The following is a 22,303-nucleotide window of genomic DNA, read 5'->3' as shown; positions in this document are numbered from 1 at the left end:
GGCGGACCCGACCGGCCCGCGGACGGCCCGTGTGCCCGACGACGGCCTGGGTAACCGGACCTCCCAGGGAGACACCCCACGGACGAACCCGGCCTGCGAGGGCCGACGAGGAGGAGCACCGGATGAAGGCAGTGACCTGGCAGGGATCCCAGAACATGCAGGTGGTCGAGGTGCCGGACCCGACCATCGTCGACCCCACCGACGCCATCATCAAGGTGACCTCGACCGGCCTGTGCGGCTCCGACCTCCACCTCTACGAGCCGCTGTCGCCGTTCATGACCAAGGGCGACGTCGTCGGCCACGAGCCGATGGGCGTGGTGCAGGAGGTCGGCCCCGGTGTCAAGGACCTCAAGGTCGGCGACCGGGTCGTCGTGCCGTTCAACGTCAGCTGCGGCACCTGCTGGATGTGCTCCCAGGGCCTGCACAGCCAGTGCGAGACCACGCAGAACCGCGAGCACGGCACCGGCGCGAGCCTGCTGGGCTACAGCAAGCTCTACGGCCAGGTGCCCGGCGGCCAGGCGGAGTTCCTGCGCGTGCAGTTCGCCGACACCCTGCCGATCAAGGTCCCCGAGGGCCCCTCGGACGACCGCTTCCTCTACCTCTCCGACGTGCTGCCGACGGCGTACCAGGCCGTGCGGTACGCCGAGCTGCCGCCCGACGGCGTGCTGCTCGTCATGGGCGCCGGCCCGATCGGCGACATGGCCACCCGCATCGCCATGCACGAGGGCCACCGCGTGATCGTGGTCGACCGCGTGCCCGAGCGGCTCGAGCGCGTGCGCGCCCGCGGCGCGGAGACCATCGACCTCGACGCCGTCGACGACCTCGCCGAGGAGGTCCGCAGCCGCACCGGCGGCCGCGGCGCCGACTCGGTCATCGACGCGGTCGGCATGGAGGCCCACGGCAACCCGGCCGCCGAGAAGGCGATCAAGCTCGTCGGCCTGCTCCCCGACGCCGTCGCCGAGCCGCTGATGATGAACGCCGGCTTCGACCGGCTCGCCGCGCTGCACGCCTCGATCGATTGCGTCCGTCGCGGCGGCACCGTCTCGCTCTCGGGCGTCTACGGCGGCGCGACCGACCCGATGCCGATGTTCCAGCTCTTCGACAAGCAGGTGCAGCTGCGGATGGGCCAGGCCAACGTGCGCCGCTGGAGCGACGACATCCTCCCGCTGCTCACCGACGGCGACCCGCTCGGCACCGAGGACTTCGCCACCCACCACCTCCCGCTGGACGCCGCGCCCGAGGCGTACGCGAAGTTCCGCGCCAAGGAGGACGGCATGGTGAAGGTGGTCTTCCGCCCGTGAGCACCAACACCCGACGCATCCACGCCACCCCCGAGCAGGTCTGGGAGGTGCTCTGCGACGGCTGGCTCTACCCGCTGTGGGTGGTCGGCGCGTCGCGCATGCGCGACGTCGACGAGCACTGGCCCCAGGTCGGCGCCAAGCTGCACCACTCCGTCGGCACCTGGCCGCTGCTCATCGACGACAACACCGAGGTGCTCGAGGCACGGCCGCCCGCACTGCTGGAGCTCAAGGCGCGCGGCTGGCCCGCCGGCACCGCCCGGGTCCGGTTGCGCCTCGAGGCGGTCGGCACCGAGACCGAGGTGACGATCGAGGAGGACGTCGAGGACGGACCCGGTCGACTGATGCCCAAGCCGCTGCGCGACCTCCAGCTCGGCTGGCGCAACGTCGAGTCGCTGCGGCGCCTGGCGTACGTCGTCGAGGGCCGCGTCGCGGGCTGACCCGCGCCGCGGCGTACCGCGATCCTCTGCTCGACCTGACGGCCGGGCTCAGCGCTGGCGCTGGGTCCGGCCGTCTACGTGCCGGACCCGGTCGGGTCGGAAGCCGTGCTCGATGCCGAAGGCCACCGCCTGCGCCCGGCGGGTGACCTCGATCTTGCGGTAGAGCGTGCGGATGTAGGTCTTGACGGTGTTGATGCCGAGGTAGGCGTGCTTGGCGATCTCGTCGTTGGACAGCCCCTGCGTGATGAGCGCGAGCACCTCCGCCTCCCGCTGGCTGAGCCCGAGCTCCTCGCCGGGCCAGCGACCGAACTCACCGGACTCCTCCGGCGTCGTCACCACTGGCGTGACGGTCTCGCCCCGGTGCACCCGCTCGATCAGCGAGACGAGCTCCTCGGCGCTGATGCCCTTCGAGGCGTACGCCGTCGCGCCGTTGTCCAGCGACCGCTGCACGATCTCGGGCTGGACGTTCCAGCTGAAGACGACGAGCCGCGCGTCGGTGTCCTGGAGCAGCCCGTCCACGTCGATCCGGTCGCCCTGGACCTGCCCGAAGGAGTCGTAGAGGACCACGTCGACGTCGCTGACGACCGGCGTGCGGCTGTCGAGCTCGACGACCTCGACCCGCTCGCGGAACGGCTCGAGCAGCGCGGCCACGCCGGCGACCACCAGCTCGTAGTCGTTCACGATCGCGAGGCGCACGGGACGCGGGTGCTCGGCCATGACGCCATCCCACCACAGCCCTAGTGACGGTCGCCCGGGCTCGGCCACGCTGCATGGCGCCCGCGGCTTCGGGACACAGGGCGGGCATGTGCCTGCGCCGAGACGGGGAGCCGTCATGACCGACCAGAAGCCGGTGGACAACCGGCGAGCCCGTTACCTGATCGCCGCCGCCGTGCTCGTCCTGCTCGTCGTCGTGGGCGGCACGTTCCTCCTGATCGGGATCATCCGCGGCGACGACACGTCGACCGGACCCGACCAGCCCACGTCCGAGCTCGTCCCGGTCCCGGCGCTCACGGGGCAGCTGCGGTGAACCACTCCGGCACCGCCGTCGGTGAGCAGGTCGCCTTCGGACCCCTGACCATCACCTTCGACGAGCGCGTCCTGCGGCCGCGGCCCTGGACCACGGCTCAGTCCGCGTGGGCGGCCGAGCTCCTCGCCGGCGCCCCTGCCGGCCCGGTGCTCGAGCTGTGCTCCGGCGCGGGCCAGATCGGGCTGCTCGCCGTCCACGACAGCGACCGGTGGCTGGTCTGCGTGGACGCCAACCCCGTCGCCTGCGCCTACACCCTGCAGAACGCCGCCGCCGCCGGCCTCGGCGACCGGGTCGAGGTCCGCAACGGCGACCTGTCGGCCATGGTGCCCGCCGACGAGCGGTACGCCCTCGTCGTCGCCGACCCGCCGTGGGTCCCCGCCTCCGACACGGGCCGCTTCCCCGAGGACCCGCTGCTCGCGATCGACGGCGGTGTCGACGGCCTCGTCGTGGCCGTCGCCTGCGTGGAGGTCGCCGCCGCCCACCTGCTGCCCGGCGCCTCGCTGCTCATCCAGCTCGGCAACGTCGAGCAGGTCGACGCCCTCGCCGGCTCGGTCGCGTCCACCTCCGGCCTCAGCCTCGACTCCACCCGCCTCTTCGAGCGGGGCGTCGTCGCGCGGTTCGTCCGCGGCTGAGCCGGCCGCGGCAGCCGGTCGGATGTTTCATCGGCTGGCCGCTGGAGCTGTCGGTGGGCCGATGAAATTTCGTCGGCTCACCGACAGTTTCGTCGGCCAGCCGATGAACCTCACAACCCGATCGACCGACCGCCTGACGCACCGACCAGCTAGGGCCGCAGCTTCTTCGGCAGCAGCTTGTGGGTGCCGTCGCACCACGGCTTGGTGGCGGACTTGTTGCACCGGCAGACCGCGCTGACGGGGCGGGTGGTGCGGTGGCGGTTGCCCTCGGCGTCCTCGATGACCGCGTCACCACGCAGCAGCATCGGGCCCTCGGGGCACATGACGATCGTCGGCCGCTCCTCCACCACCGGGCGAGCGGCGACGTCGGGCGTCCCGTCGGCGGGCTGGGCGCTCATGCGGCCACCCCCCAGCGGGCGAGCAGGTCGCGGGCCTGGCGGTCCTCGGTGTCGAGGCAGGCGAAGGCGCCGAGGAAGACGTCGTCGGCGAGGTGCGGCTCGAGCTCGACGAGCGGCACGCAGATGTCGCGCACGGCGAGCTGCTCGTGGACGGCGTCGGCCTCGACGTGCTCGCGGTAGTACTCGACGATCTCGTCGGGGAAGCCGAGGCGCTCGAGCCCCTGGGCCATCCGGCGCGACGGGATCGAGGAGGTCGCCTCGAACGCCGCGAGGTGGCCGAGCGACGCGGCGCGCAACCGTCGGTGCAGGCCGAGGAACGACTGGACGTTGTTGGCCTCGAGCACGGTGGTCGCGGCCTCGTCGACGTACGCGCCGTACTCCGACCGCAGGCCGGCGGCCTCCAGGCCACGCTCGAAGAGGTGCTGGTGCAGCCGGGCCGGGTTGCCGTCGCCGTACTCGTCGAACTGCAGCTCCATCAGCGCGGCCTTGGGGCCCGTGGGCAGGCGCGGGACGACCCAGGCGGAGGGGTCGGCCTCCTTGAGGTGGTAGACCGACTTCTGCCGCAGCAGCTCCATCACCTGCGCCTCGGTCGCGTCGGTCTGCACGTGGCGGGCCATCGACGGGCCGTCGTGGGCGGCGACGTAGTCGAAGAGGTCCTTGGCGAGGTCCTCGACCCGGTCGCTGGTGCGGTCGGGCCGGTGCGCGGCGTACCGCTCGCGCAGGTCGGCCTCGAGCACCTCCTCGAGCCCGGCGCGGACGCGAAGCAGGTCGGGGCTCCACTCCCAGCGGTCGTCGACGTCCTCGAAGCCGCGGTAGTGCAGCTCGTAGGACGCCCACAGCGCGATCGCGCGGTCCTCGGCGTCGTCGGCGACGGCCGCGTCGATCGTCACCGGGGTGCCGGGCTCCTCGCGGAGCGCGGTGAAGAGCTGCTCGCTCAGGGTCCCGCGGGCCTTCGGCAGCCGCATCAGTCCCGCCCTCCGTCGTCGTCGCGGTCGAGGCGGTGCCACACACCGCGGCAGTCCCGGAAGCCCGTCCCGGGTCCGTCGGCGAGCAGGTGGTGGTCCACCTGGGCGGGCGGCACCGGGCGCCCGTCGGTCAGCAGCGTCATGCGGGCCCGGTGTCCGCGCCCCCGCTGCCGGAAACGTGCCCCGCCCGCCGCTCGCACCACACCGGCCCCGCCGGCGCGGTCGAACGTCCGGGAACTACCCCGAGGGGTGAGGCCACGGGTTTCGGCCCTCTGAGCGCGGCGGTTAGGGTCGGAGCATGTTGGAACGGCCTTTCTCGTCCTCGTACGCCGACGGGGTGCTCACCCTCGGTGGCTCCCTCGACGAGTACGCCGTGGCCGCACTCCGCTCCTCGGTCGAGGAGCACTCCGACGAGCACCGCCGCTCGCTGACCGTCGAGCTCAGCGACGTCGACTTCCTCCCGAGCGTCGCGATCGGCGTGCTCGCCACCGGCCTGCGCCGCGCCGAGGAGAACGGTGCCGAGCTCGCCCTGGTCGCGGCTCCGGGAACGATCGCCCACCGCGTCCTGTTCATCACCGGCATGCCCTACTTCGAGGCCGTGCCCGAGCGCGGCACGCCCGGCGCCTGACCCACTGGCCGACCCACCGCCGCAGACCCCCCGCGGTCACCCCAAGGGGTGAAAACGACATCGGATGTGATTGTCGTCGCGACCCCCGGGTACTTCCCGAGCGCCGGCGCATCCGATGCACGGGGCTCACGCAGACCCGGGTGACTGCAGCAGGAGACGGCGGCACATCTCTCCCGGATGGTCGCGACGTCCGGACGGCACGAGGCCCGGCACTCATCGAGTGCCGGGCCTCGTCGCACCCGGGGGCGGCTGCCCCCGGACCGGTCGGCCGCCGGCCGACGCCAGGCGGCTACAGGTCGACGCTGCCGGAGTCGGCGTCGTAGGTGTCGCCGGTGAGCTTGGTCTTGGCGAAGCTGATCAGCGAGGCGACCTTGCCGCCCGGGGTGTCCCAGTACTCCCCGTGCTCGGCCTCGACGTGGATGAGCACCGCCTGCGGGTCCTCGGGCCCGCCCGGCAGCCAGGCCTCCGCGAAGGTGTTCCACAGCTCGCGCAGCTTGGCCTCGTCGTCCACGACGGTCGCCGTCCCGCGCAGCGCCACCCAGGAGTCGCGCGCCGAGAAGGTCAGGCCGACCTGGGGGCGGGCGCGCACGTCGGCCACGTGCTGGGTGTCGCGGGCGGTGATGAACCAGAGGTCGGCCGTCGGCTCGACCTCCTGCCGCGCCATCGGCACCGACCGCAGCCGGCCCTCGGCGTCGACGGTCGTCATCATCGCGATCGGCATGCCGTCGATCAGGTCGACGAGCTTGCGCTCCTCGGCGTGCGGGGTGTCCTGGCCGGTGTTGCTCACGTGGGTTCCCTCCCGTGGTCGGACGTGCGTACGCCGCGTGGCGCGGCGCACCGGTGCGGTACCCGCCCGCCGGGGCCCGGCACACCCGCCCTGCTCCCCCGTCGTCAGTCCCCCGGCGGCCCCGCCCGACGCCCGCGCGTGACTGCGCACCGCGGCCGTTGGGCACCGAGGGCCCGATGAACGAGCGCACCCCTGCCCCCGCCCGACCCGACACCGTCGTCCTCGACCTGGACGGCACGCTGGTCGACTCCGTCTACGTCCACGTCGGCTGCTGGCGCGCGGCGTTCCGCGACGTCGGCCTCGACGTCGCGGCGCACCGCCTGCACCGCGCGATCGGCATGGGCGGCGACCGTCTCGTGGCCGCGGTGACCGACGACAGCGTGGAGCGGTCGGTCGGCGACGACGTGCGCGCGCGGCACGCCCACCACCTCGACAACCGCTTCGGCGAGGTCGCGGCGCTCGACGGTGCCGAGGAGCTGCTGGAGACCCTGCGGACCTCCGGCCTCGAGGTGGTGCTGGCCAGCTCCGGCCAGCGCGAGCTGACCGACCGGCTGCTCGACCTCGTGCCCAGCACCTCGGCGATCCGCTCGACCCTCGCCGGCGACGAGGCCGAGGCCAGCAAGCCCGCGCCGGACCTGCTCTCGCTCAGCCTGGAGCGGGTCGACGCCGGCCGCTCGTTCGCCGTCGGCGACACCGTGTGGGACGCGGAGTCGGCGAAGGCCGCCGGGGTCTCGTTCGTCGGGGTCCTCACCGGGGGGATCACCCGCGCCGAGCTCGAGGACGCCGGCGCGGTCGTGGTCGTCGAGGGGCCCCGCGAGCTGGCGGAGCGGCTCGACGAGGTGCTCTCGGCGGTCGCCGAGGCCGCCTCGGCAGCACCCTTGGAGGGGTGAGCCCGCGGGAGGTCACCGACCGGTAAAGTGGCCCCCGACCTGCTGCGACTGCCGATGGAGCCCGATGACCGAGACGGCGTCGCCCCACACCCCGGCGTACGGCCACGTCGACCTGAACAACTGCGACCGGGAGCCGATCCACATCCCCGGCGCCATCCAGCCGCACGGCGTGCTGCTCTCGGTCGACCGGTCCTCCGGCGCGACCGTCATGGTCTCGGCGAACGTCGAGGAGATGCTCGGCATCCCGCTCGAGGACGCCCTCGGCCGGCCGCTGTCCGACCTCATCGGCCCCGGCGCGACCGACGCGGTCCTCCAGCACGCGGAGCTCGCCACGGCCCGTGAGCCCCTGACCCTGCTGCTGCCCGCCGACAGCGGCGGGGCGCTGGCCGGCGGCACGGTCGACGTGGGCGTGCACGTCTCGGGCGAGCGCCTCGTCGTCGAGGTCGAGTCGCTCGAGCGCGGCCGCGCCCTGCCGATGTCCTACCGCTCCGCGCGCAGCGCGATGGGCCGGCTCGCGGCCTCGACGACGGTCGACGAGCTGACCGCGCAGCTCGCGCACGAGGTCGCGCAGATCACCGGCTTCGACCGGGTCATGGTCTACCGCTTCGACCACCACTGGAACGGCGAGGTCGTCGCCGAGGAGCGGCGCGAGGACCTCAACCCGTTCCTGGGGCTGCACTACCCCGCCACCGACATCCCCGCCCAGGCCCGGCGGCTCTACACCGCCAACTGGACGCGCCTGATCGCCGACATCGGCTACACCCCGGTGCCGCTGCACCCGGTGCTCGACCCCGCGACCGGCGCGCCGCTGGACCTGTCGCACTCGACGCTGCGCAGCGTCTCGCCGATCCACGTGGAGTACCTGTCCAACATGGGCGTCACGGCGTCGATGTCGGTCTCGCTCATCGTCGACGACGACCTGTGGGGCCTGGTCGCGTGCCACCACTACTCCGGCCCGCACCGGCCCAGCCAGGACGCCCGCGCCGCCGCGGAGTTCCTCGGGCAGGTCGCCTCCCAGATGGTCTCCGAGCGCGAGCGCGCCGACCAGCGCGAGGCCGCCCTGGTCGCCCAGTCGACCCTCGCCCAGATGACCGCCCGTCTCTCGGCCTCCAGTGCGGCGCCGCTGGACGGGCTCGTCACCGACCCCGACCTGCTGCGGCTCATGGACGCCGGCGGCGTCGCGCTGTGTCACGACCAGGAGCTGCACACGGCCGGGCAGGTGCCGGACGACGACGTCGTGCGCCGCATCGCCCAGCTCCTGCTGCGGCCCAACGGCGACGTCGTCGCCAGCGACCACCTCGCCGTCCTCGACCCCGCGCTGGCCGAGCACGCGTCGGTCGCCGCCGGCGCGCTGTGCATCGCCGCCGGGCCCGACAGCTGGCTGCTGTGGCTGCGGCCCGAGCTCGAGCAGGTCGTCGACTGGGGCGGCGACCCCACCAACAAGCTCCTCGCCGCGCAGGAGGGGCCCGACGTGCGCCTCTCCCCGCGCAAGTCCTTCGAGAAGTGGCAGCAGGTCGTCCGCGGCCACAGCGCAGCGTGGGAGCCGTGGCAGGCCGACGCCGCGACCGCGCTGCAGACCCACGTCAACGGCCTGATGCTGCAGCGCTCCCGCGAGCAGATCGCGGTCGCGGAGTCCCTGCAGCGCTCGATCCTGCGCGAGCAGGTGCCCGAGGTCGACGGCATCGACGTCGTCGCCCGCTACCTCCCGGCCTCGACCTTCCAGCTCGGCGGGGACTGGTGGGACGCGATCGAGGTCCCCGACGGCCGGTTCGCCTTCGTCGTCGGCGACGTCGCGGGCCACGGGGTCAACGCGGTCGGGGCGATGACGCAGATCCGCACCGCCCTGCGTGCCTACCTCTTCAGCGGGGACGACCCGGGCACCGCGCTGGACCGGCTGGACCGGCTGATGAGCTCGCTGATCGACGAGCGCGTCGCCACCGCCCTGGTCGCCGTCGTCGACGCCGCGCAGCGCCGGGTCGAGCTGGTGAGCGCCGGGCACCCCCTGCCGCTGCTCTTCGACGGCGTGTCCGCACGCGACGTACCCGTGACCGCCCGGCCGCTGCTCGGCCTCGGCGAGGGCCACGCCCGCGCGGCCGAGGTCGACGTGCCGGCGGGCTCGACGCTGGTCATGTTCAGCGACGGGCTGGTGGAGCGGCGCGAGGTCGACCTGCTGGCCGCGTTGGACCTGCTGCGCACCGCCGGTGGCACCGGCCCGGGCGCCGAGCCGCTCGACCCCTGGGTCGACCGGCTCGTCGAGGCCGTCCCCGGGACGAAGGACGACGACACCACGGTCCTCGCCATCCGCTTCGACTGAGCGGGCCCCGCCTGACTCGCGGGGCGTCGTCGGAGACGGCCGACCCGGCCGAGCGGGCCCTCGGTTAGAGTGGCCGACGTGTTGGATCGACCCTTCAGTGCGGACTACGACGAGCAGAGCCGCACCGTGCGCGTGAGCGGCTCTATCGACGAGCTCGCCGGCCCCCGGTTCCGCGACGTCCTGCAGAAGTACAGCAAGGACTTCGCCGAGACCCTCGTCGTCGACCTCAGCGACGTGGACTTCATGCCGAGCCTCGCCATCGGCGTGCTCGCCACCGCCCACAAGAACATGAGGAACGCCGGGGCCGAGCTCGACCTCGTCGCCCAGGACGGGACCGTCGCGCAGCGCGTGCTGCACGTGTGCGCGATGCCCTACCGCACCGCATGAGCACCGGCGACGTCCGGTCCTACCGGCTCCCGTTCGAGCTGGCCGCCGCCACCGCGGCGCGGCACCAGCTCCACGACTTCCTGACGCAGGCGGGCGTGCCCGACCGGATCGTCAACGACGCGGCCCTCGTGGTCAGCGAGCTGGTCACCAACGGCGTCGAGCACGGCCGCTCCGACGACGACGCCATCCACGTCTCCTGGTGGGTCGAGGACACCACGCTCACGCTGTGCGTCCGCGACGACGGCAGCGAGGCGGAGCCGACCGTGACCCAGGTCGACATGTACGCCCCGCGCGGCCGCGGCCTCGCCCTGGTGGAGTCGATCTGCCAGAGCCTGCAGATCGACCGCACCCAGGGCACGCAGATCACCGCCACGCTCAAGCTGGGCTGACCCGTAGCCGCCCGCTCCCGGCCGGCGGTCACGTTCGCGGTCCTGGCGACCGCAGCGGCGTCGTTCTCGCTGCTGCAGTCGCTGATCGTCCCGGTCCTCGCACGCATCCAGGTCGAGCTCGACACCGACCAGGCCACGGTCACGTGGGTGCTGACGGCGTACCTGCTCTCCGCCTCCATCTGCACCCCGCTGCTCGGACGGATCGGCGACGTCGTCGGCAAGGTCCGGATGCTCGTCATCACGATGTGCGCGCTCGTCGTGGGGTCGCTGATGGCAGCCTTCGCGCCGAGCATCGGCTGGCTGATCGCGGCGCGGGTGGTGCAGGGCGCCGGCGGCGGGGTGCTGCCGCTGTCGTTCGGGATCATCCGCGACGAGTTCGGCCGACGGATGCCGACGGCGCTGAGCGTGATCGCCTCGCTCACCGCGGCGGGGTTCGGCATCGGCGTCGTGGTCGCCGGCCCGATCGTCGACGGGCTGGGCTACCGCTGGCTGTTCCTGCTCCCGATGTTCGCCACCGCCGCGGCCGCCCTGGCCGCGCTGCTGTTCGTGCCCGAGTCCCCCGTGCGGACCGCGGCCCGGCTGCCGGTGCTGCCCGCGCTGCTGCTCAGCGGCTGGCTGGTCGCGCTGCTGCTGGCGCTCAGCAAGGGCAACGCCTGGGGCTGGGGGTCGGCCCGCGTGCTCGGCCTGCTCGCCGCCGCGGCCGTGCTGCTCGTGACCTGGGTGCGCACCGAGACCCCCGCGCCGGTGCCGATGATCGACATGCGGATGATGCGCCGCCGCGGGGTGTGGACCACCAACCTGGTCTCCGGCTTCGTCGGCTTCGCGATGTTCGCCTCCTTCGGGTTCCTCCCCCAGTTCCTGCAGACCCCGTCGGAGGCCGGCTACGGCTTCGACGCGACCATCTCGGAGTCGGGCTGGCTGCTGCTCCCCTCCGCGGTCGGGAGCTTCCTCGTCGGGTTCGCCACGGCCCGACTCGTGCGCGCCCTGGGCGCCCGCGTCGTGGTGGTGACCGGCGCCCTGGCCGCGGCGTCGACGTACTTCTCCCTCTCGCTGCTCCACGACGAGACCTGGCAGCTGTATGCCGCCACGACCGTGCAGGGCCTCGGCTCCGGCCTGATCTTCTCCAGCCTGGCCGGGGTCGTCATCGCGTCCGTGCCGCCGGAGCAGACCGGCGTCGCCAACGGGATGAACGCCAACATCCGCACCATCGGCGGCGCCGTGGGCTCGGCCGTCATGGCCGGCATCGTGACCGCCCACGTCCTGCCCAGCGGCATCCCCGAGGAGCGCGGCTACACCCTCGGCTTCGCCGTCATCGGCGTCGTCATGCTGCTCGCCGCCCTCTCCGCGGCGTTCCTCCCCGACGTCCGGCACCCCGGCGGGCCGCCGGTTCCTCAAGGCGACCGCAAGGTTGGCCCTGCTTCGCGCAAGGTTCGACCCGCTTCGCGCAAGGTTCCGGCAACTCCGGCCTGATCGCCCGGATCGGGTGCCACGCTTCCTCCACACGCTCCCTCCCTCGGAAGAAGAACCTCGTGCGCAACCGCCTCGCTCCACTCGCCGCCCTCGCCGCGGCCGCCGTCGTCGTCCCGGTCCTCAGCCTCGCGTCGGCGTCCGTCGCCGCGCCCAGCACGGACAAGGTCTGCGCGCCGCTCTCGTCCGGGAAGATCGACACCAAGGGCGACCCGCAGTCGGTCCTCTACACCGCACCTGCTGGCAAGATGATCCTCGGCTACTGCGTGAAGGCCGGCAGCGTCCAGCAGGGCAATGGGCCGGTCACGACGCCGGTGGCGCCGGCGTTGTCCTCGATGGTCATCCGGCACCCGTCGGGCAAGGCCGTCTCGCACTACTCGGTCTACCTCGGAACGATCGTCTCGCCCACGCCGACGACCCCCGCGCCCACCACCCCGGCGCCGACGACCCCCGCGCCCACCACCCCGGCGCCGACGACCCCCGCGCCCACCACCCCGGCGCCGACGACCCCCGCGCCCACCACCCCGGCGCCGACGACCCCCGCGCCGACCACCCCGGCCCCGACCACTCCGCCGGTCGTCGTGACCCCGTCCGAGCCGGCACCGACCACCCCGGCGCCCACCACTCCGGCGCCCACCACCCCTGCTCCCACCACGCCGCCCGTCGTCGTGACCCCGTCCGAGCCGACCCCGACCACCGAGCCGGTCGTCGTGCCCGACCCGGTCGTCGTCGAGGACACCGAGAACGACCCGGCCGTGGACGCCCACGGCAACTTCGACTGGAACTGGCGCTACGCCGACCCGTCCTGCTACGGCCTGTTCGTGCCGTACCCCTCGAACATCCCGAGCGGCCAGTCCAACGACGTCAACGTCCGTGTGTGGACCGACTCCGCCGGTGAGATCACCCTGAACTATCACAACAACGAGACCACCTGGTCGGGCAACCAGGAGTTCGTCTACAGCCAGCACAAGAACTGGCCGGCCGGCGTCACCGACTACGCAGTCGTGTGGACACAGGTGGGCGGCAGCAACTACCACTACGGCGAGAAGTTCCACCAGGAGCCCGCCAAGGCGCCGCTGACCTGCCGGATCAACGACGACGGCGACCCGGAGACCTACGACGTCCCCGTCGCCGTGAGCGACATCGAGGGCTGGCGCACGAGCACGATGACCGTCCGCAAGGGCGCCGTCGCCCCCGCCGCCCGCGTCGTCGTCGAGCAGCCCGGCCTGCAGACCGTCACCCTGCAGCGCTACCGGGCCGGCCGCAGCTGGAGCACCGTCAAGACGGTCACGCCGGGCGCCCGCACCACCACGGTCACCTTCCCGCGGGAGACCCGCAAGGGCACCTACCGCTACCGCCTGGTGCTGCCCGGCACCGAGTTCACCACCGGCGCGACCACGAAGGCGTTCACCGTCCGGGTGCGCTGACGGTCCGACGAGACCAGCCACCGCGAGGTGGCGCACAGGCCACGAGGGCCGGTTCCGAGGGGGGAGGGAACCGGCCCTCGTGCTGTGTCCGAGACACGAGCAGGACGGCGCGGTCCGTAACTCCCCGGCCCGGCCGCCGTTGGATGACTGGACCACTGCTGACATCGGGGCCGCATCCGGGGGGACGCGGCGACAGGGAGCCTTCCAGATCGTGACCACACGTCGTACTGCCACGCGGCTCGCAGCAGCCGCCACCGCCGGCTCGCTGGTGCTGCTGACCGGCGCGCCCGCGCTGGCCGCCGAGAAGCCGGTCGCCCAGGCGAGCGCCACCGCCCTGCGCCTCACGATCGGGGGAACGCCGGCCGACTCGGGCACCTACGAGGTCACCAACGACGGCGAGCGGCAGCGCACCACCGGCAGCGACAGTCCCGCGATCTCGGTGCTCGGCGGGCAGGACTTCGTCCAGGCCGGCACCCTCGCCCAGAAGGCCCGCACCCAGGTGGAGGACGGCCGCGGCGCGTCGGCCGCCTGCTCCGGCCTCGCCGGCGACGGCGCCGTGCTCCTCGAGGTCGACGAGGGCAGCTGCCTGCGCCCCGGGGACAACCTCGAGCTGAACGCCGGGACCCTCGACCTCTCGAACCTCCAGCTGGTCCGCTCCGACTTCCTCGCCGGGCTCGACCAGCAGCTGCAGGACGCTCTCGCACCCGTGCTCGACCCGCTGCTCGCCGGCCTCCAGGCCGCGCTCGAGCAGGTCCTCGACGCCGCGGACGCCGCGATCGTGCTCGACCTCGGCGCGATCCAGAGCTTCTGCATCGCCCGCCCCGGCGAGCTCAGCGGCGGCACCACGCTGGCCGGCGCCGGTGCCTCGCTGCGCCTGGCCGGCCAGGAGGTCGACCTGGTGAACCTGCCGGCCGACCCCGCGCCCAACACCAAGCTCGTCACCGACCTCGGCGAGGTCGTCGACCTGGTGCTGCAGGCGCTGCGCACCCAGTTCACCGAGGCCATCGGCGGCGCGCTCGGCCCGCTGGCCCAGGTGATCGACCAGGCCGAGGTGCTCACCTCCGCGCTCGGCACCATCGGCGAGCAGCTCGCGCCGCTGGAGGACAACGTCCTCGACGTCACGCTCAACAAGCAGGAGCGCGGCCGCGACCGCATCGACGTCACCGCGCTGGACCTTCGCCTGCTGCCGGCGGCCGCCAGCTTCGGCGTCGAGCTGCTCAACGTGGAGATCGGCCGGAGCACCTGCGGACCCAACGGCCGCGTGCAGCCCGACGAGCCGCAGGAGCCGAGCACGCCGGCCCCGCAGCCGCAGCCCGAGGAGCCGCAGGTGCCGACGTCGGTCCCCGCCGGGTCCGACGGCTCCGGCCTCGGCACCGGCGGACTGGTCGCGCTCCTCGTGGCCGCGCTCGGCGCCGGCGTCGCCGCCACGCGGCGTACCCTCCGCTCCTGAGCCGACCGTGACCAGCACCGAGGAGCCCCGGCCCGCGGGTGAGAGCGAGCCCGGGCGGGGCGAGGCGGTACGCCGCCGGGCCGCCGCGATCGCGCACGGGGTCTGGGTCGCGGTGCTGGTGCTGGCGCTCGGGCTGACCATCACCGGTGCGGTGCTGCCGGAGGACGAGTCCGCGGCTCGGTCCTACGTCGCGCCCTCCCCCGCGCAACCGGTGCGGCTGAAGATCCCCTCGCAGCGGCTCGTCGCACCAGTGGTGCCGATCGGGATGCTGCCCGGGCGCGTGCTGCAGCCGCCGGCCGACCCCGACCAGGTCGGCTGGTGGGACGTCAGCGCCCGACCCGGCGCCCGGCGGGGCCAGACGGTCGTCACCGGCCACACCGTGCACACCGGCGGCGGGGCGCTGAGCCGCGTGCCGGCGCTCGGGAAGGGCGACCGGGTCGACGTGGTGAGCCGCAAGGGCACCGTCCGCTACCGGGTCTCCCGCGTGCGCACGCTGAGCCGCGCCGCGCTGGCCGAGCAAGCGGAGGCGCTCTTCGGGCAGGACCACGGCGGCGGGCGGCTCGTGCTGGTCACGTGCACCGACTGGAACGGCTCGTTCTTCGAGTCCAACGTGGTCGTCCTCGCCCGGCCCGTCTGAGGGGCCGGACGAGGACGGATCGTGCTTCGTGCCGGTGCTTCGTGCCGGTGTTTCGTGCCGGTGTTTCGTGCCGGTGCTTCGTGCCGGTGCTTCGTGCCGGGGTCAGCCCTGCTGGGCGGACCAGCGGCGCCAGGCGTCGACGACCTCGGCGCGGCGGCGGGGCGTGACCGGCCGGGTCACGGCGTCGTCGGCGCGCAGCGGGGTGACGGCACGGCCGGCGGTGCGCCCGCCGCTCAGCTGGCGGTAGACCTCCTGCGCGATCGCCTTCATGCCGCGGCCGAACGGGTGGAAGTTGGCCGCCCGCAACGGGTTGAGGGTCTTGCCGTTGATCCACGCCTGGCCGCCGGCGCAGGCGTCGTGGCCGCGGGAGGCCGGGTAGAGGTTGACGTAGGTCGCGCCGTTGGAGCGGGCGGCCAGCTTGATCGACCGGTTCAGGCGACGCTCGACCTTGTTGCCCCAGGCGTAGTCGCCCTTCGCGAAGCCGACCGCCGTGCACGCGCCCTTCTGGGGCAGCAGCCGCGGGTATCCGACGACGGCGATCGCGGCGTCGGGCGCACGGCGGGCGACGGTGCGGATGACGGCGCCGACGTCCTTGCGGATGCGGTCGGCGTCGCGCAGCTTGGTGTCGACGCCCTTGGCGTTGGTGAAGTGGCGTCGGCACGGCGCACCGTTGGGCGCGAGCGCGGCGACCTCCCCGCACACCTCGATCATCGAGCCGAACAGCTCGTAGTCGTTGCCGCCGATGCCGATGGTCACCAGGTCGGTCTCGTCGGTGAGCACGTCGACCTGCGGGGCCGGCGCGGGCCCCGGGATGATCGTCTCCTGTCGGCGGGTGGTCAGGTCGGCGGTCTCGGCGCCCGAGCAGGTCACGTCGAGGTACGACGCGGCGCCGAGGTGGCGGGCCAGGTACGCCGGGTAGTTGGCGGTCGAGCGGATGCAGCCCAGCGGGTCCAGGCGCAGCAGCGGCACGAGCGGGCCGGCGCTGTAGGAGTCGCCGAGCGCCACGTAGTCCAGCGGTTCCTCGGCGTCGACGTCGACGACTGCGCGGCTCGGGGTGCTTGCGGCTGCGACGTTGGTGGCGGCGGAGGCGGCGGGGCCGGCGGCCGGGGCCGGGCCGGCGGCGGTCAGGGTGCCCGCGGCCGTGGCGGCGAGGACCGCGGTGGTGGCGAGCGCGGTGCGCACGCGGCGTACCCGCTGGTGCGGCGCGGTGGTGGGTGCAGACGACAAGGGTTTCCCTCCCGAGGAACCGTCCGGAGTCACGGCCGGACGAAGTTGACGAGTGTCAACCTAGTGGTCCGCGTCACGCTTGTTACCGGCGGGTTCGACAGGTGGGCAGCTGCCACTTCGCGGCCATCACTCCCGCTTCGCGGCCAATGCATTGGCCGCGGAGCGGGAGCATCCCAAGTTAACTTGGGACCCACGCCACTCCGCGGCCGAAATTCCTCACCCGCCGGCGACCACCTTCCGCCGGACGAGGTCACGGCGGATCTGTGCGTCGGTCCAGGGGAAGCGCACCCACTTCTCCTGGGCGAAGAGGCGGGTCTGGTCGGTGGACCACGGGGAGGTGGGGTCCTCGGACTGGCCGTAGGTGAGGATCGTGCGGGCGTCGAGGCGGCCGCCGGGCAGGTAGCTGATCGCCTGGATGTGCGAGGAGCCGTAGGTGACCGGCTTGTAGCGACCGCGCGGCGCGACGTTGCGCGAGGAGAGCACGTTGGCGTTGCCGACGGCGTCGCCGTCACCGCCGCCGAGGCCGATGGCGGGCGCGCCACGGTCGCCGGCGACCTGGAGCGAGCCCCAGCGGGCGTCGAAGGCGACGCCGGCCTCGCGGACCGCCGCGATCGCGTCGGCCATGGCCTGGACGACGCCGGGGTTGGCCCAGTTCAGCCCGCGCGGGGTGTTGAGCGGGTCGGCGGCGCTGAACGGCACCGTCCACACGGTGTCGACGAGGTCGAGCGGGAGCGTGGGGAGCCGCTCGACGAAGGCCTCGAAGAGGTGGACGCCGCGGGAGTCGCGGCCGGAGCGGCCGTCCCACTTCCGGAGGGCGGCGCAGGCCTCGGTCTCGCCGGTCAGCGAGCAGACCCGGTCGAGGGCGCCCCCGGCGCGCATCACCTCGGCGGCCTTGACCTTGTTGGCGTGCTGGTGCCCGCGGAAGCTGGCCGGGGTCTCCTTGCGACCCTTCGCCAACCGGTCGGCGACGTAGCCGGCGACCACCCGGGTGCGCATGGTCCGCTCGCAGCGCTCGCAGCCGATGATGCTCGGGAAGCCCTCCAGCGGCGAGGCGGGGTTGGGCAGCCAGTAGGAGTCGTTGGCGTTCATCACCCAGTCGCGGCGCACGACCGAGGGCAGGTTGCGCGGGCCGAGGATGCCGGGCCGCTGGGCGTCGGGGTCGGCGCCCCAGGCGCAGTCGCTCGCGGCACGCGTGCCGTCGAGGCCGGGCAGGCCGGCCACTGCGTCGAGGACGCGGCCCACGACGGTCAGGCAGCGCTGCTCCTGGGCGTTGGTCAGGTGCGGGACGACCGAGTGGTCGGCGTACAGCACGTCGCCCTTGCGGTCGGCGGCGGTCGTGTTGACCCACGGCATGCCGCCGCCGCGGTCCTGGCGGCGCAGCAGGTCGCGGACGTTCCGCGCCTTGCCCATGTCGAGGAACGTGTCGATGGTCCGCAGATGCTCGCCGTTGGCGTCGCGGATGGCCCACACGCTCAGCGGGCTCCACGGCATCAGCTGCGCGGGGTCGTCGATGACGTAGCCCTGCGCCGTGCGCCAGACGTCCTCGGTGACGGTGCGGACCTTGCCGCCCTCCCGCACCCGGACCTTCACCTGGCGGCGCTCGAGCTGCTTCGGGCCACTCTCGGTGAGGTACGTCGTGGGGCCGAGCAGGCGGTACTCGTAGGGCGTGAAGCGGTACGCCGTGGAGACGGTGTGGCTCCAGGCGACGTCCTTGTTCCAGCCGATGTTGATCGCCGGGGAGCCGATCAGCGAGGCGCCGGCGACGTCGTAGCGGCCCGGGATCGTCTGGTGCTGCTGGGTGAACTTGTAGCGGCCCTGCCACGGGAAGTGCGGGTTGCCGAGCAGCATCCCCTTGCCGGTGCTGGTGGCGCGCCCGCCGGCGGCCGTGGCGTTGGAGCCGAACGGCGCCTCGGGGTCGCGGCCGAGGCCCTTGAGCAACGCGTCCCTGTCGACGTCGGCGGCCCGCAGCGGCAGCTGGGGCAGCCCGGGGTCGGTGAGCGTCGGCGGGCCCGCGTCGGCGATCTGCGGGATGAACACGCCGGTGGAGGCGAGCAGGTTGGCGAGGTAGACGCCGTACCAGAGGTCGATCGGCTCGACGTCCGGCTTCAGGTAGCCCGCGCCCTTGCAGGCCGGGTCGGTGACGCCGGTGCGGCCCTGCTCGCGCAGGTAGGTGTTGATGCCGGCGGTGTAGCCCTTCACCATCGCCCGGGCCTGCCGGCCCGGCCCGGCGACCGGGTCGCGCAGCAGCTTCTCGACCACGCGGCGCGCGTGCAGGTCGGCGACGACGGTGTCGACCTGGAGGTTCGTGGCGTCCAGGGTGACCTGGTCGTTGTAGCGCGCCTTCGGCCCGAACCACAGCGACCGCTCGCCGCGGCCGGTGACCAGGGTGTCGGCCAGCGTGCACAGCGACGCCCCGGCGGCGGCGTACCCGCTGCCGAAGCCGATCGACCCGAACCCGTCGGCGGTGATGTGCGGGATGCCGTGCTCGGTCCACTCGATCGTCGCGCGGTAGCGCGCCGGCTTCTGCGCCTGGTCCGCGGAGATCGACCGCTCGGGAGCACCGGACGCGGTGGTCGGGGCGGAGACGGCGAAGGCGGGCAGCAGGGCCGCGGCGGCCAGGGAGCTGAGCAGGCGTCGGAGCACGCCCGCTCAACGCCGGGTCGCGACGGGGGTTACGTCGGTGGCGGCGCCGACGTCGCTTGGGTCACCGCGTCAGAGGTAGAGGCCGGTCGCCTCGTCGGCGAGCCGGTCGGCGGCGACGGCGTGGACGTCGCGCTCGCGCATGACGACGTACAGCTCGCCGTGCACCTCCACCTCGGCCTTGTCCTGGGGCTCGAAGAGCACCCGGTCGCCGACCTCGACGGCGCGCGCGTGCGGCCCGACGGCGACGACCTTCGACCACGACAGGCGCGTGGCGCCCATCGCGGCGGTGGCCGGGATGACGATCCCGCCGGTGGAGCGCCGCTCACCGGCGTCCGTGTCGACCTCGCACAGGATGCGGTCGTGCAGCATCTTGATCGGGGTCTTGTCGGAGGCAGCCACGACTCAGCTGGCGACCTTCCGGACCACGACGAGCAGGGCGACCGCGCCCACGACCGCGCCCACGGTCTTGAGGATGTTGTCGGTGCGCGGGTTGCCGGCCGCGTCGACGTAGTACGCCTTGATGGTCGCGACCTCGCGGCCGACGATCGTCTTGGGGCTCGAGCGGTACAGGAGCTGGTCGATGGTCGTCGCCAGGCGCTCGCGGGTCTCCTCGATCTCGCGCTCGAGGGAGGAGGTGTCGTTGCCCTTGCTCACGTGAGGTCTCCTGAGGTCGTGTGCGTGCCGGGCGATGCTACCGATCCCCCGTGCTCCGGCGTGCGGCGCGGTGCGGCCGCATCCTCTGTCCCGGTGCCCACTCGCGGCCCGATCGTGCGCGGGTCGAAGCCGAAGGGCAGCTCGAGGCGATGCGCGCGCATCAGCGCGTCGTCGGTGAGGACGTCGTACGTCGACCCGTCGGCCACGACCGTGCCCCCGGAGAGGACGACCGAGCGCGGGCAGAGCTCGAGGGCGTAGGGCAGGTCGTGGGTGACCATCAGCACCGTCACGTCCAGCGACCGCAGGATGTCCGCGAGCTCGCGCCGCGAGGCCGGGTCGAGGTTGGAGGACGGCTCGTCGAGGACGAGGACCTCGGGCTCCATCGCCAGCACGGTCGCGACCGCGACCCGGCGGCGCTGGCCGAAGGAGAGGTGGTGGGGCGGGCGGTCGACGTGCTCGGCCATGCCGACCTGCTCGAGCGCGGCCAGCACGCGGCGGTCCAGCTCGGCGCCGCGGATGCCGAGGTTGGCCGGGCCGAAGGCGACGTCCTGGCGGACCGTGCCCATGAAGAGCTGGTCGTCGGGGTCCTGGAAGACGATGCCGACGCGGCGGCGGACCTCCTGGAGGTGCTTCTTCTCCACCGGCAGGCCGCTGACCGCGACCGTGCCGGCCCCGGCGGCGAGGATGCCGTTGAGGTGGAGGACCAGCGTGGTCTTGCCCGCGCCGTTGGGGCCGAGCAGCGCGACCCGTTCGCCGCGGTGGACGTGGAGGTCGACGCCGAAGAGCGCCTGGTGGCCGTCGGGGTAGGCGTAGGCCAGGCCGCGGACGTCGAGGACGGGGGTGGTCACCGGCCGGTCCCGGAGGCTCTCACGGTCGTGGTCGCGGTCCCGGTCGCGGTCGTCACCGGCAGGGTGCCGGTGTAGCCCCGGGCCAGCATCGCGAGGTGGACCCGCTCCCCGCGCTCGTAGCTGCGGATGAACAGCGCGCCGAGCGACCGGGCGAGCGCCGGCCAGTGCCGTGGGGAGCGCGGCTCGCAGCCACGCGAGCGCATCGAGGTCAGGGTCCGTCCGAGGTCGGCGGTGACCACGTCGAGGTAGCGCAGCATGAACGACATGATCTCCACCAGCAGCGGGGGCAGCCGCAGCCGCCTCAGGCCGGTGAGCACCTCGGTCGGCTCGGTGGTCGCCGCGAGCGTGAGGGAGGCCATCACGCCGAGCGTGCCCTTGACCGCCAGCCCCCACGCCGCGACCAGGCCGGGCTCGGAGAGGCTGAGCCCCAGCACCTCCGTGCGGGGGCCGTGCGCCACGAACGGGACCAGGGCCGCGAAGACGAGGAACGGGACCTCGATGACCATCCGCCGCAGCACCCAGCCGAGCGGCACCCGGGCGGCCACGACCGTGCCGACCACGACCGCGAGGTAGGCCGGGAACACGGCGTACCACTCGCGGGGGGTGGCGACGACGAGCAGGACGAAGCCGACCAGCGTGAGGATCTTCAGGTGCGCCGGGGCGCGGTGGACGGCGCTGTGGCCGTGGTGGTGCAGGCGGTGGCCGTGGGCGGCGCCCACTCAGGCCCGCTCGGGTGCGTGCGCCCGCTCGTCCGCCGGGTCCTCCTCCGCGCCGGCCGGTCCACGGCGGCGCAGGGCGAGCGCGAGGCCACCGGCGAGGACGAGCACGACGAGGGTGCCGGTCACGCCGGCGATGCCGACGCTGAGCCGCTCGTCGTCGACGCCCTTGGTCGAGTAGTCCGCGAGCGGGCTGTCGGCGGTGGGGCTGTCCTCGGCGGTGTCGAGGAACCCGGTCTGCTCCGCGACGTGCTCGAGGCCGTCGGGATGGGCGCTGGCGTAGTAGCTCGCGACCCCGGCCACGAGCAGCGCGACGACGAGGCCGGCGACGAGCAGGGCGCGGGTGCTCACCCGAGTGCGGTCCTGGGCGGGGGCGCTCATGCCGCCACCGTCCGGATCTCGAGCTCGCGCGCCGCGACGAGCGGTCGAGCGCCGCGGACCAGGTCGGGCCGCACGGCGACGACGGCGCCGACGACCAGGCCGGTCACCACCGCCTCGCCGATGCCGATGAGGACGTGCCAGCCGAGCATCGCGGTCAGCACCTTGCCGGCGTCGACAGGCGCGGTGCCGCCGATGGCGAAGAGCAGGCTGAAGACGAGCGCGGCGACCGGGACGGAGACGAAGGCGGCGATCGCGGCGGCCGGTGCGACCGTGCCGACGCGGCGCGGGAGCACGGCCTGGAGGCCACGGAAGACGACGTACCCGACCAGGGCCGTCACGACGCCGATGAGGACGACGTTGGTGCCGAGCGCGGTGATGCCGCCGTCAGCCATGAAGAGCGCCTGGACGACGAGCACGACCGCGACGCAGAGCAGCCCGGTCCACGGGCCCACGAGCACGGCGGCGAGCGCACCGCCCATGAGGTGGCCGCTCGTCCCGGCGCCGACGGGGAAGTTGATCATCTGCGCAGCGAAGACGAACGCGGCGACCAGCCCGGCGAGCGGGGCGGTGCGGTCGTCGAGCTCGGTCCGCGCCCGGCGCAGCGCCACGCCGACCGCGGCCGCGGCGACCACGCCGGTCGCGACGGACGTCGGCGCATCCAGGAACCCGTCGGGGACGTGCATGGAGCGACTCCTCGG

The 22,303-nt window shown here is 73.6% G+C and carries 26 protein-coding genes; 13 read left to right on the top strand and 13 right to left on the bottom strand.

Annotated elements, in window-relative coordinates:
- Positions 1 to 122: 122 nt before the first annotated feature.
- Together QWY29_RS03420 and QWY29_RS03415 are read left to right on the top strand one after the other, a co-directional pair.
- Positions 123 to 1,301: a zinc-dependent alcohol dehydrogenase gene (locus tag QWY29_RS03420; RefSeq protein WP_300959248.1), complete on the top strand. Its 1,179-nt coding sequence runs from the start codon at positions 123 to 125 to the stop codon at positions 1,299 to 1,301.
- Complete coding sequence (locus tag QWY29_RS03415; protein ID WP_300959247.1) at positions 1,298 to 1,738, top strand: SRPBCC family protein; 441 nt, start codon at positions 1,298 to 1,300, stop codon at positions 1,736 to 1,738. Before QWY29_RS03420 ends, QWY29_RS03415 begins: the two co-directional genes overlap by 4 nt.
- 48 nt (positions 1,739 to 1,786) lie before the next feature.
- Here QWY29_RS03415 and QWY29_RS03410 read toward each other — a convergent pair whose 3' ends face one another.
- Complete coding sequence (locus QWY29_RS03410) at positions 1,787 to 2,455, bottom strand: response regulator transcription factor (protein WP_300959246.1); 669 nt, start codon at positions 2,453 to 2,455, stop codon at positions 1,787 to 1,789.
- Positions 2,456 to 2,570: 115 nt separating this feature from the next.
- On the opposite strand from QWY29_RS03410, the gene QWY29_RS03405 reads away from it, so the two are divergent.
- A complete protein-coding gene (locus tag QWY29_RS03405) occupies positions 2,571 to 2,765 on the top strand; it encodes a hypothetical protein (protein WP_300959245.1) in 195 nt (64 codons plus the stop codon).
- Positions 2,762 to 3,397, top strand: coding sequence for a methyltransferase (locus tag QWY29_RS03400; protein ID WP_300959244.1), 636 nt, complete (start codon positions 2,762 to 2,764; stop codon positions 3,395 to 3,397). The genes QWY29_RS03405 and QWY29_RS03400 overlap by 4 nt, the downstream gene beginning before the upstream one ends.
- A 149-nt stretch (positions 3,398 to 3,546) precedes the next feature.
- Here the strand turns inward: QWY29_RS03400 and QWY29_RS03395 are convergent, their stop codons facing one another.
- From QWY29_RS03395 to QWY29_RS03385, 3 genes are read right to left on the bottom strand one after another with little or no spacing between them, the layout of a single operon-like run.
- Entirely contained in the window at positions 3,547 to 3,795 is a 249-nt protein-coding gene (locus tag QWY29_RS03395) for a CDGSH iron-sulfur domain-containing protein (RefSeq protein ID WP_300959243.1), read from the bottom strand.
- Complete coding sequence (locus tag QWY29_RS03390; RefSeq protein ID WP_300959242.1) at positions 3,792 to 4,760, bottom strand: iron-containing redox enzyme family protein; 969 nt, start codon at positions 4,758 to 4,760, stop codon at positions 3,792 to 3,794. Before QWY29_RS03390 ends, QWY29_RS03395 begins: the two co-directional genes overlap by 4 nt.
- Positions 4,760 to 4,903 (bottom strand): hypothetical protein, encoded by a 144-nt coding sequence (locus QWY29_RS03385; protein WP_300959241.1) that lies wholly within the window; start codon positions 4,901 to 4,903, stop codon positions 4,760 to 4,762. The genes QWY29_RS03390 and QWY29_RS03385 overlap by 1 nt, the downstream gene beginning before the upstream one ends.
- Before the next feature lie 155 nt (positions 4,904 to 5,058).
- Between QWY29_RS03385 and QWY29_RS03380 the strand changes: the two genes are divergently transcribed.
- Positions 5,059 to 5,388: an STAS domain-containing protein gene (locus QWY29_RS03380; RefSeq protein ID WP_300959240.1), complete on the top strand. Its 330-nt coding sequence runs from the start codon at positions 5,059 to 5,061 to the stop codon at positions 5,386 to 5,388.
- 289 nt (positions 5,389 to 5,677) lie between these two features.
- Here QWY29_RS03380 and QWY29_RS03375 read toward each other — a convergent pair whose 3' ends face one another.
- A complete protein-coding gene (locus tag QWY29_RS03375; RefSeq protein WP_300959239.1) occupies positions 5,678 to 6,175 on the bottom strand; it encodes a pyridoxamine 5'-phosphate oxidase family protein in 498 nt (165 codons plus the stop codon).
- 176 nt (positions 6,176 to 6,351) lie between these two features.
- Between QWY29_RS03375 and QWY29_RS03370 the strand changes: the two genes are divergently transcribed.
- From QWY29_RS03370 to QWY29_RS03335, 8 genes are all read left to right on the top strand, one after another.
- Entirely contained in the window at positions 6,352 to 7,065 is a 714-nt protein-coding gene (locus tag QWY29_RS03370; RefSeq protein ID WP_300959238.1) for an HAD family hydrolase, read from the top strand.
- 64 nt (positions 7,066 to 7,129) lie between these two features.
- Positions 7,130 to 9,379: a SpoIIE family protein phosphatase gene (locus QWY29_RS03365; RefSeq protein WP_300959237.1), complete on the top strand. Its 2,250-nt coding sequence runs from the start codon at positions 7,130 to 7,132 to the stop codon at positions 9,377 to 9,379.
- A 78-nt stretch (positions 9,380 to 9,457) separates the two neighbouring features.
- Entirely contained in the window at positions 9,458 to 9,766 is a 309-nt protein-coding gene (locus QWY29_RS03360) for an STAS domain-containing protein (RefSeq protein WP_300959236.1), read from the top strand.
- Complete coding sequence (locus QWY29_RS03355) at positions 9,763 to 10,155, top strand: ATP-binding protein (RefSeq protein WP_300959235.1); 393 nt, start codon at positions 9,763 to 9,765, stop codon at positions 10,153 to 10,155. The genes QWY29_RS03360 and QWY29_RS03355 overlap by 4 nt, the downstream gene beginning before the upstream one ends.
- A 42-nt stretch (positions 10,156 to 10,197) precedes the next feature.
- On the top strand, positions 10,198 to 11,625 hold the full coding sequence (locus tag QWY29_RS03350) for an MFS transporter (RefSeq protein ID WP_300959598.1): 1,428 nt from the start codon (positions 10,198 to 10,200) through the stop codon (positions 11,623 to 11,625).
- A 59-nt stretch (positions 11,626 to 11,684) separates the two neighbouring features.
- The gene (locus QWY29_RS03345) at positions 11,685 to 13,049 is read left to right on the top strand and encodes a hypothetical protein (protein WP_300959234.1); all 1,365 of its coding nucleotides are present in this window, start codon (positions 11,685 to 11,687) and stop codon (positions 13,047 to 13,049) included.
- 211 nt (positions 13,050 to 13,260) lie between these two features.
- The gene (locus tag QWY29_RS03340) at positions 13,261 to 14,499 is read left to right on the top strand and encodes a hypothetical protein (RefSeq protein ID WP_300959233.1); all 1,239 of its coding nucleotides are present in this window, start codon (positions 13,261 to 13,263) and stop codon (positions 14,497 to 14,499) included.
- A 7-nt stretch (positions 14,500 to 14,506) separates the two neighbouring features.
- The gene (locus tag QWY29_RS03335; RefSeq protein ID WP_300959232.1) at positions 14,507 to 15,136 is read left to right on the top strand and encodes a class F sortase; all 630 of its coding nucleotides are present in this window, start codon (positions 14,507 to 14,509) and stop codon (positions 15,134 to 15,136) included.
- Positions 15,137 to 15,238: 102 nt separating this feature from the next.
- Here the strand turns inward: QWY29_RS03335 and QWY29_RS03330 are convergent, their stop codons facing one another.
- The 8 genes from QWY29_RS03330 to QWY29_RS03295 all read right to left on the bottom strand — a co-directional run bounded on the left by QWY29_RS03330 (position 15,239) and on the right by QWY29_RS03295 (position 22,288).
- Positions 15,239 to 16,363, bottom strand: coding sequence for an SGNH/GDSL hydrolase family protein (locus tag QWY29_RS03330; RefSeq protein WP_300959231.1), 1,125 nt, complete (start codon positions 16,361 to 16,363; stop codon positions 15,239 to 15,241).
- A 216-nt stretch (positions 16,364 to 16,579) separates the two neighbouring features.
- The gene (locus tag QWY29_RS03325; protein WP_300959230.1) at positions 16,580 to 19,006 is read right to left on the bottom strand and encodes a penicillin acylase family protein; all 2,427 of its coding nucleotides are present in this window, start codon (positions 19,004 to 19,006) and stop codon (positions 16,580 to 16,582) included.
- Between the two features lie 69 nt (positions 19,007 to 19,075).
- Positions 19,076 to 19,375 (bottom strand): GroES family chaperonin, encoded by a 300-nt coding sequence (locus QWY29_RS03320; RefSeq protein WP_300959597.1) that lies wholly within the window; start codon positions 19,373 to 19,375, stop codon positions 19,076 to 19,078.
- A gap of 33 nt (positions 19,376 to 19,408) precedes the next feature.
- Positions 19,409 to 19,660 (bottom strand): DUF3618 domain-containing protein, encoded by a 252-nt coding sequence (locus tag QWY29_RS03315; RefSeq protein WP_300959229.1) that lies wholly within the window; start codon positions 19,658 to 19,660, stop codon positions 19,409 to 19,411.
- Positions 19,657 to 20,508 carry an energy-coupling factor ABC transporter ATP-binding protein gene (locus QWY29_RS03310; protein WP_300959228.1) on the bottom strand — a complete coding sequence of 284 codons (852 nt, stop codon included), beginning with the start codon at positions 20,506 to 20,508 and terminating at the stop codon, positions 19,657 to 19,659. The genes QWY29_RS03315 and QWY29_RS03310 overlap by 4 nt, the downstream gene beginning before the upstream one ends.
- A complete protein-coding gene (gene cbiQ, locus QWY29_RS03305; protein WP_300959227.1) occupies positions 20,505 to 21,227 on the bottom strand; it encodes a cobalt ECF transporter T component CbiQ in 723 nt (240 codons plus the stop codon). Before cbiQ ends, QWY29_RS03310 begins: the two co-directional genes overlap by 4 nt.
- A complete protein-coding gene (locus QWY29_RS03300; RefSeq protein ID WP_300959226.1) occupies positions 21,228 to 21,605 on the bottom strand; it encodes a PDGLE domain-containing protein in 378 nt (125 codons plus the stop codon). It lies immediately after the preceding gene.
- Positions 21,602 to 22,288: an energy-coupling factor ABC transporter permease gene (locus QWY29_RS03295; RefSeq protein ID WP_300959225.1), complete on the bottom strand. Its 687-nt coding sequence runs from the start codon at positions 22,286 to 22,288 to the stop codon at positions 21,602 to 21,604. The genes QWY29_RS03300 and QWY29_RS03295 overlap by 4 nt, the downstream gene beginning before the upstream one ends.
- Between the last annotated feature and the right edge of the window lie 15 nt (positions 22,289 to 22,303).

It is taken from the genome of Nocardioides abyssi (assembly GCF_030412915.1).
Lineage (GTDB): Bacteria > Actinomycetota > Actinomycetes > Propionibacteriales > Nocardioidaceae > Nocardioides > Nocardioides abyssi.
This window is presented reverse-complemented; position numbering and strand designations above follow the sequence as displayed.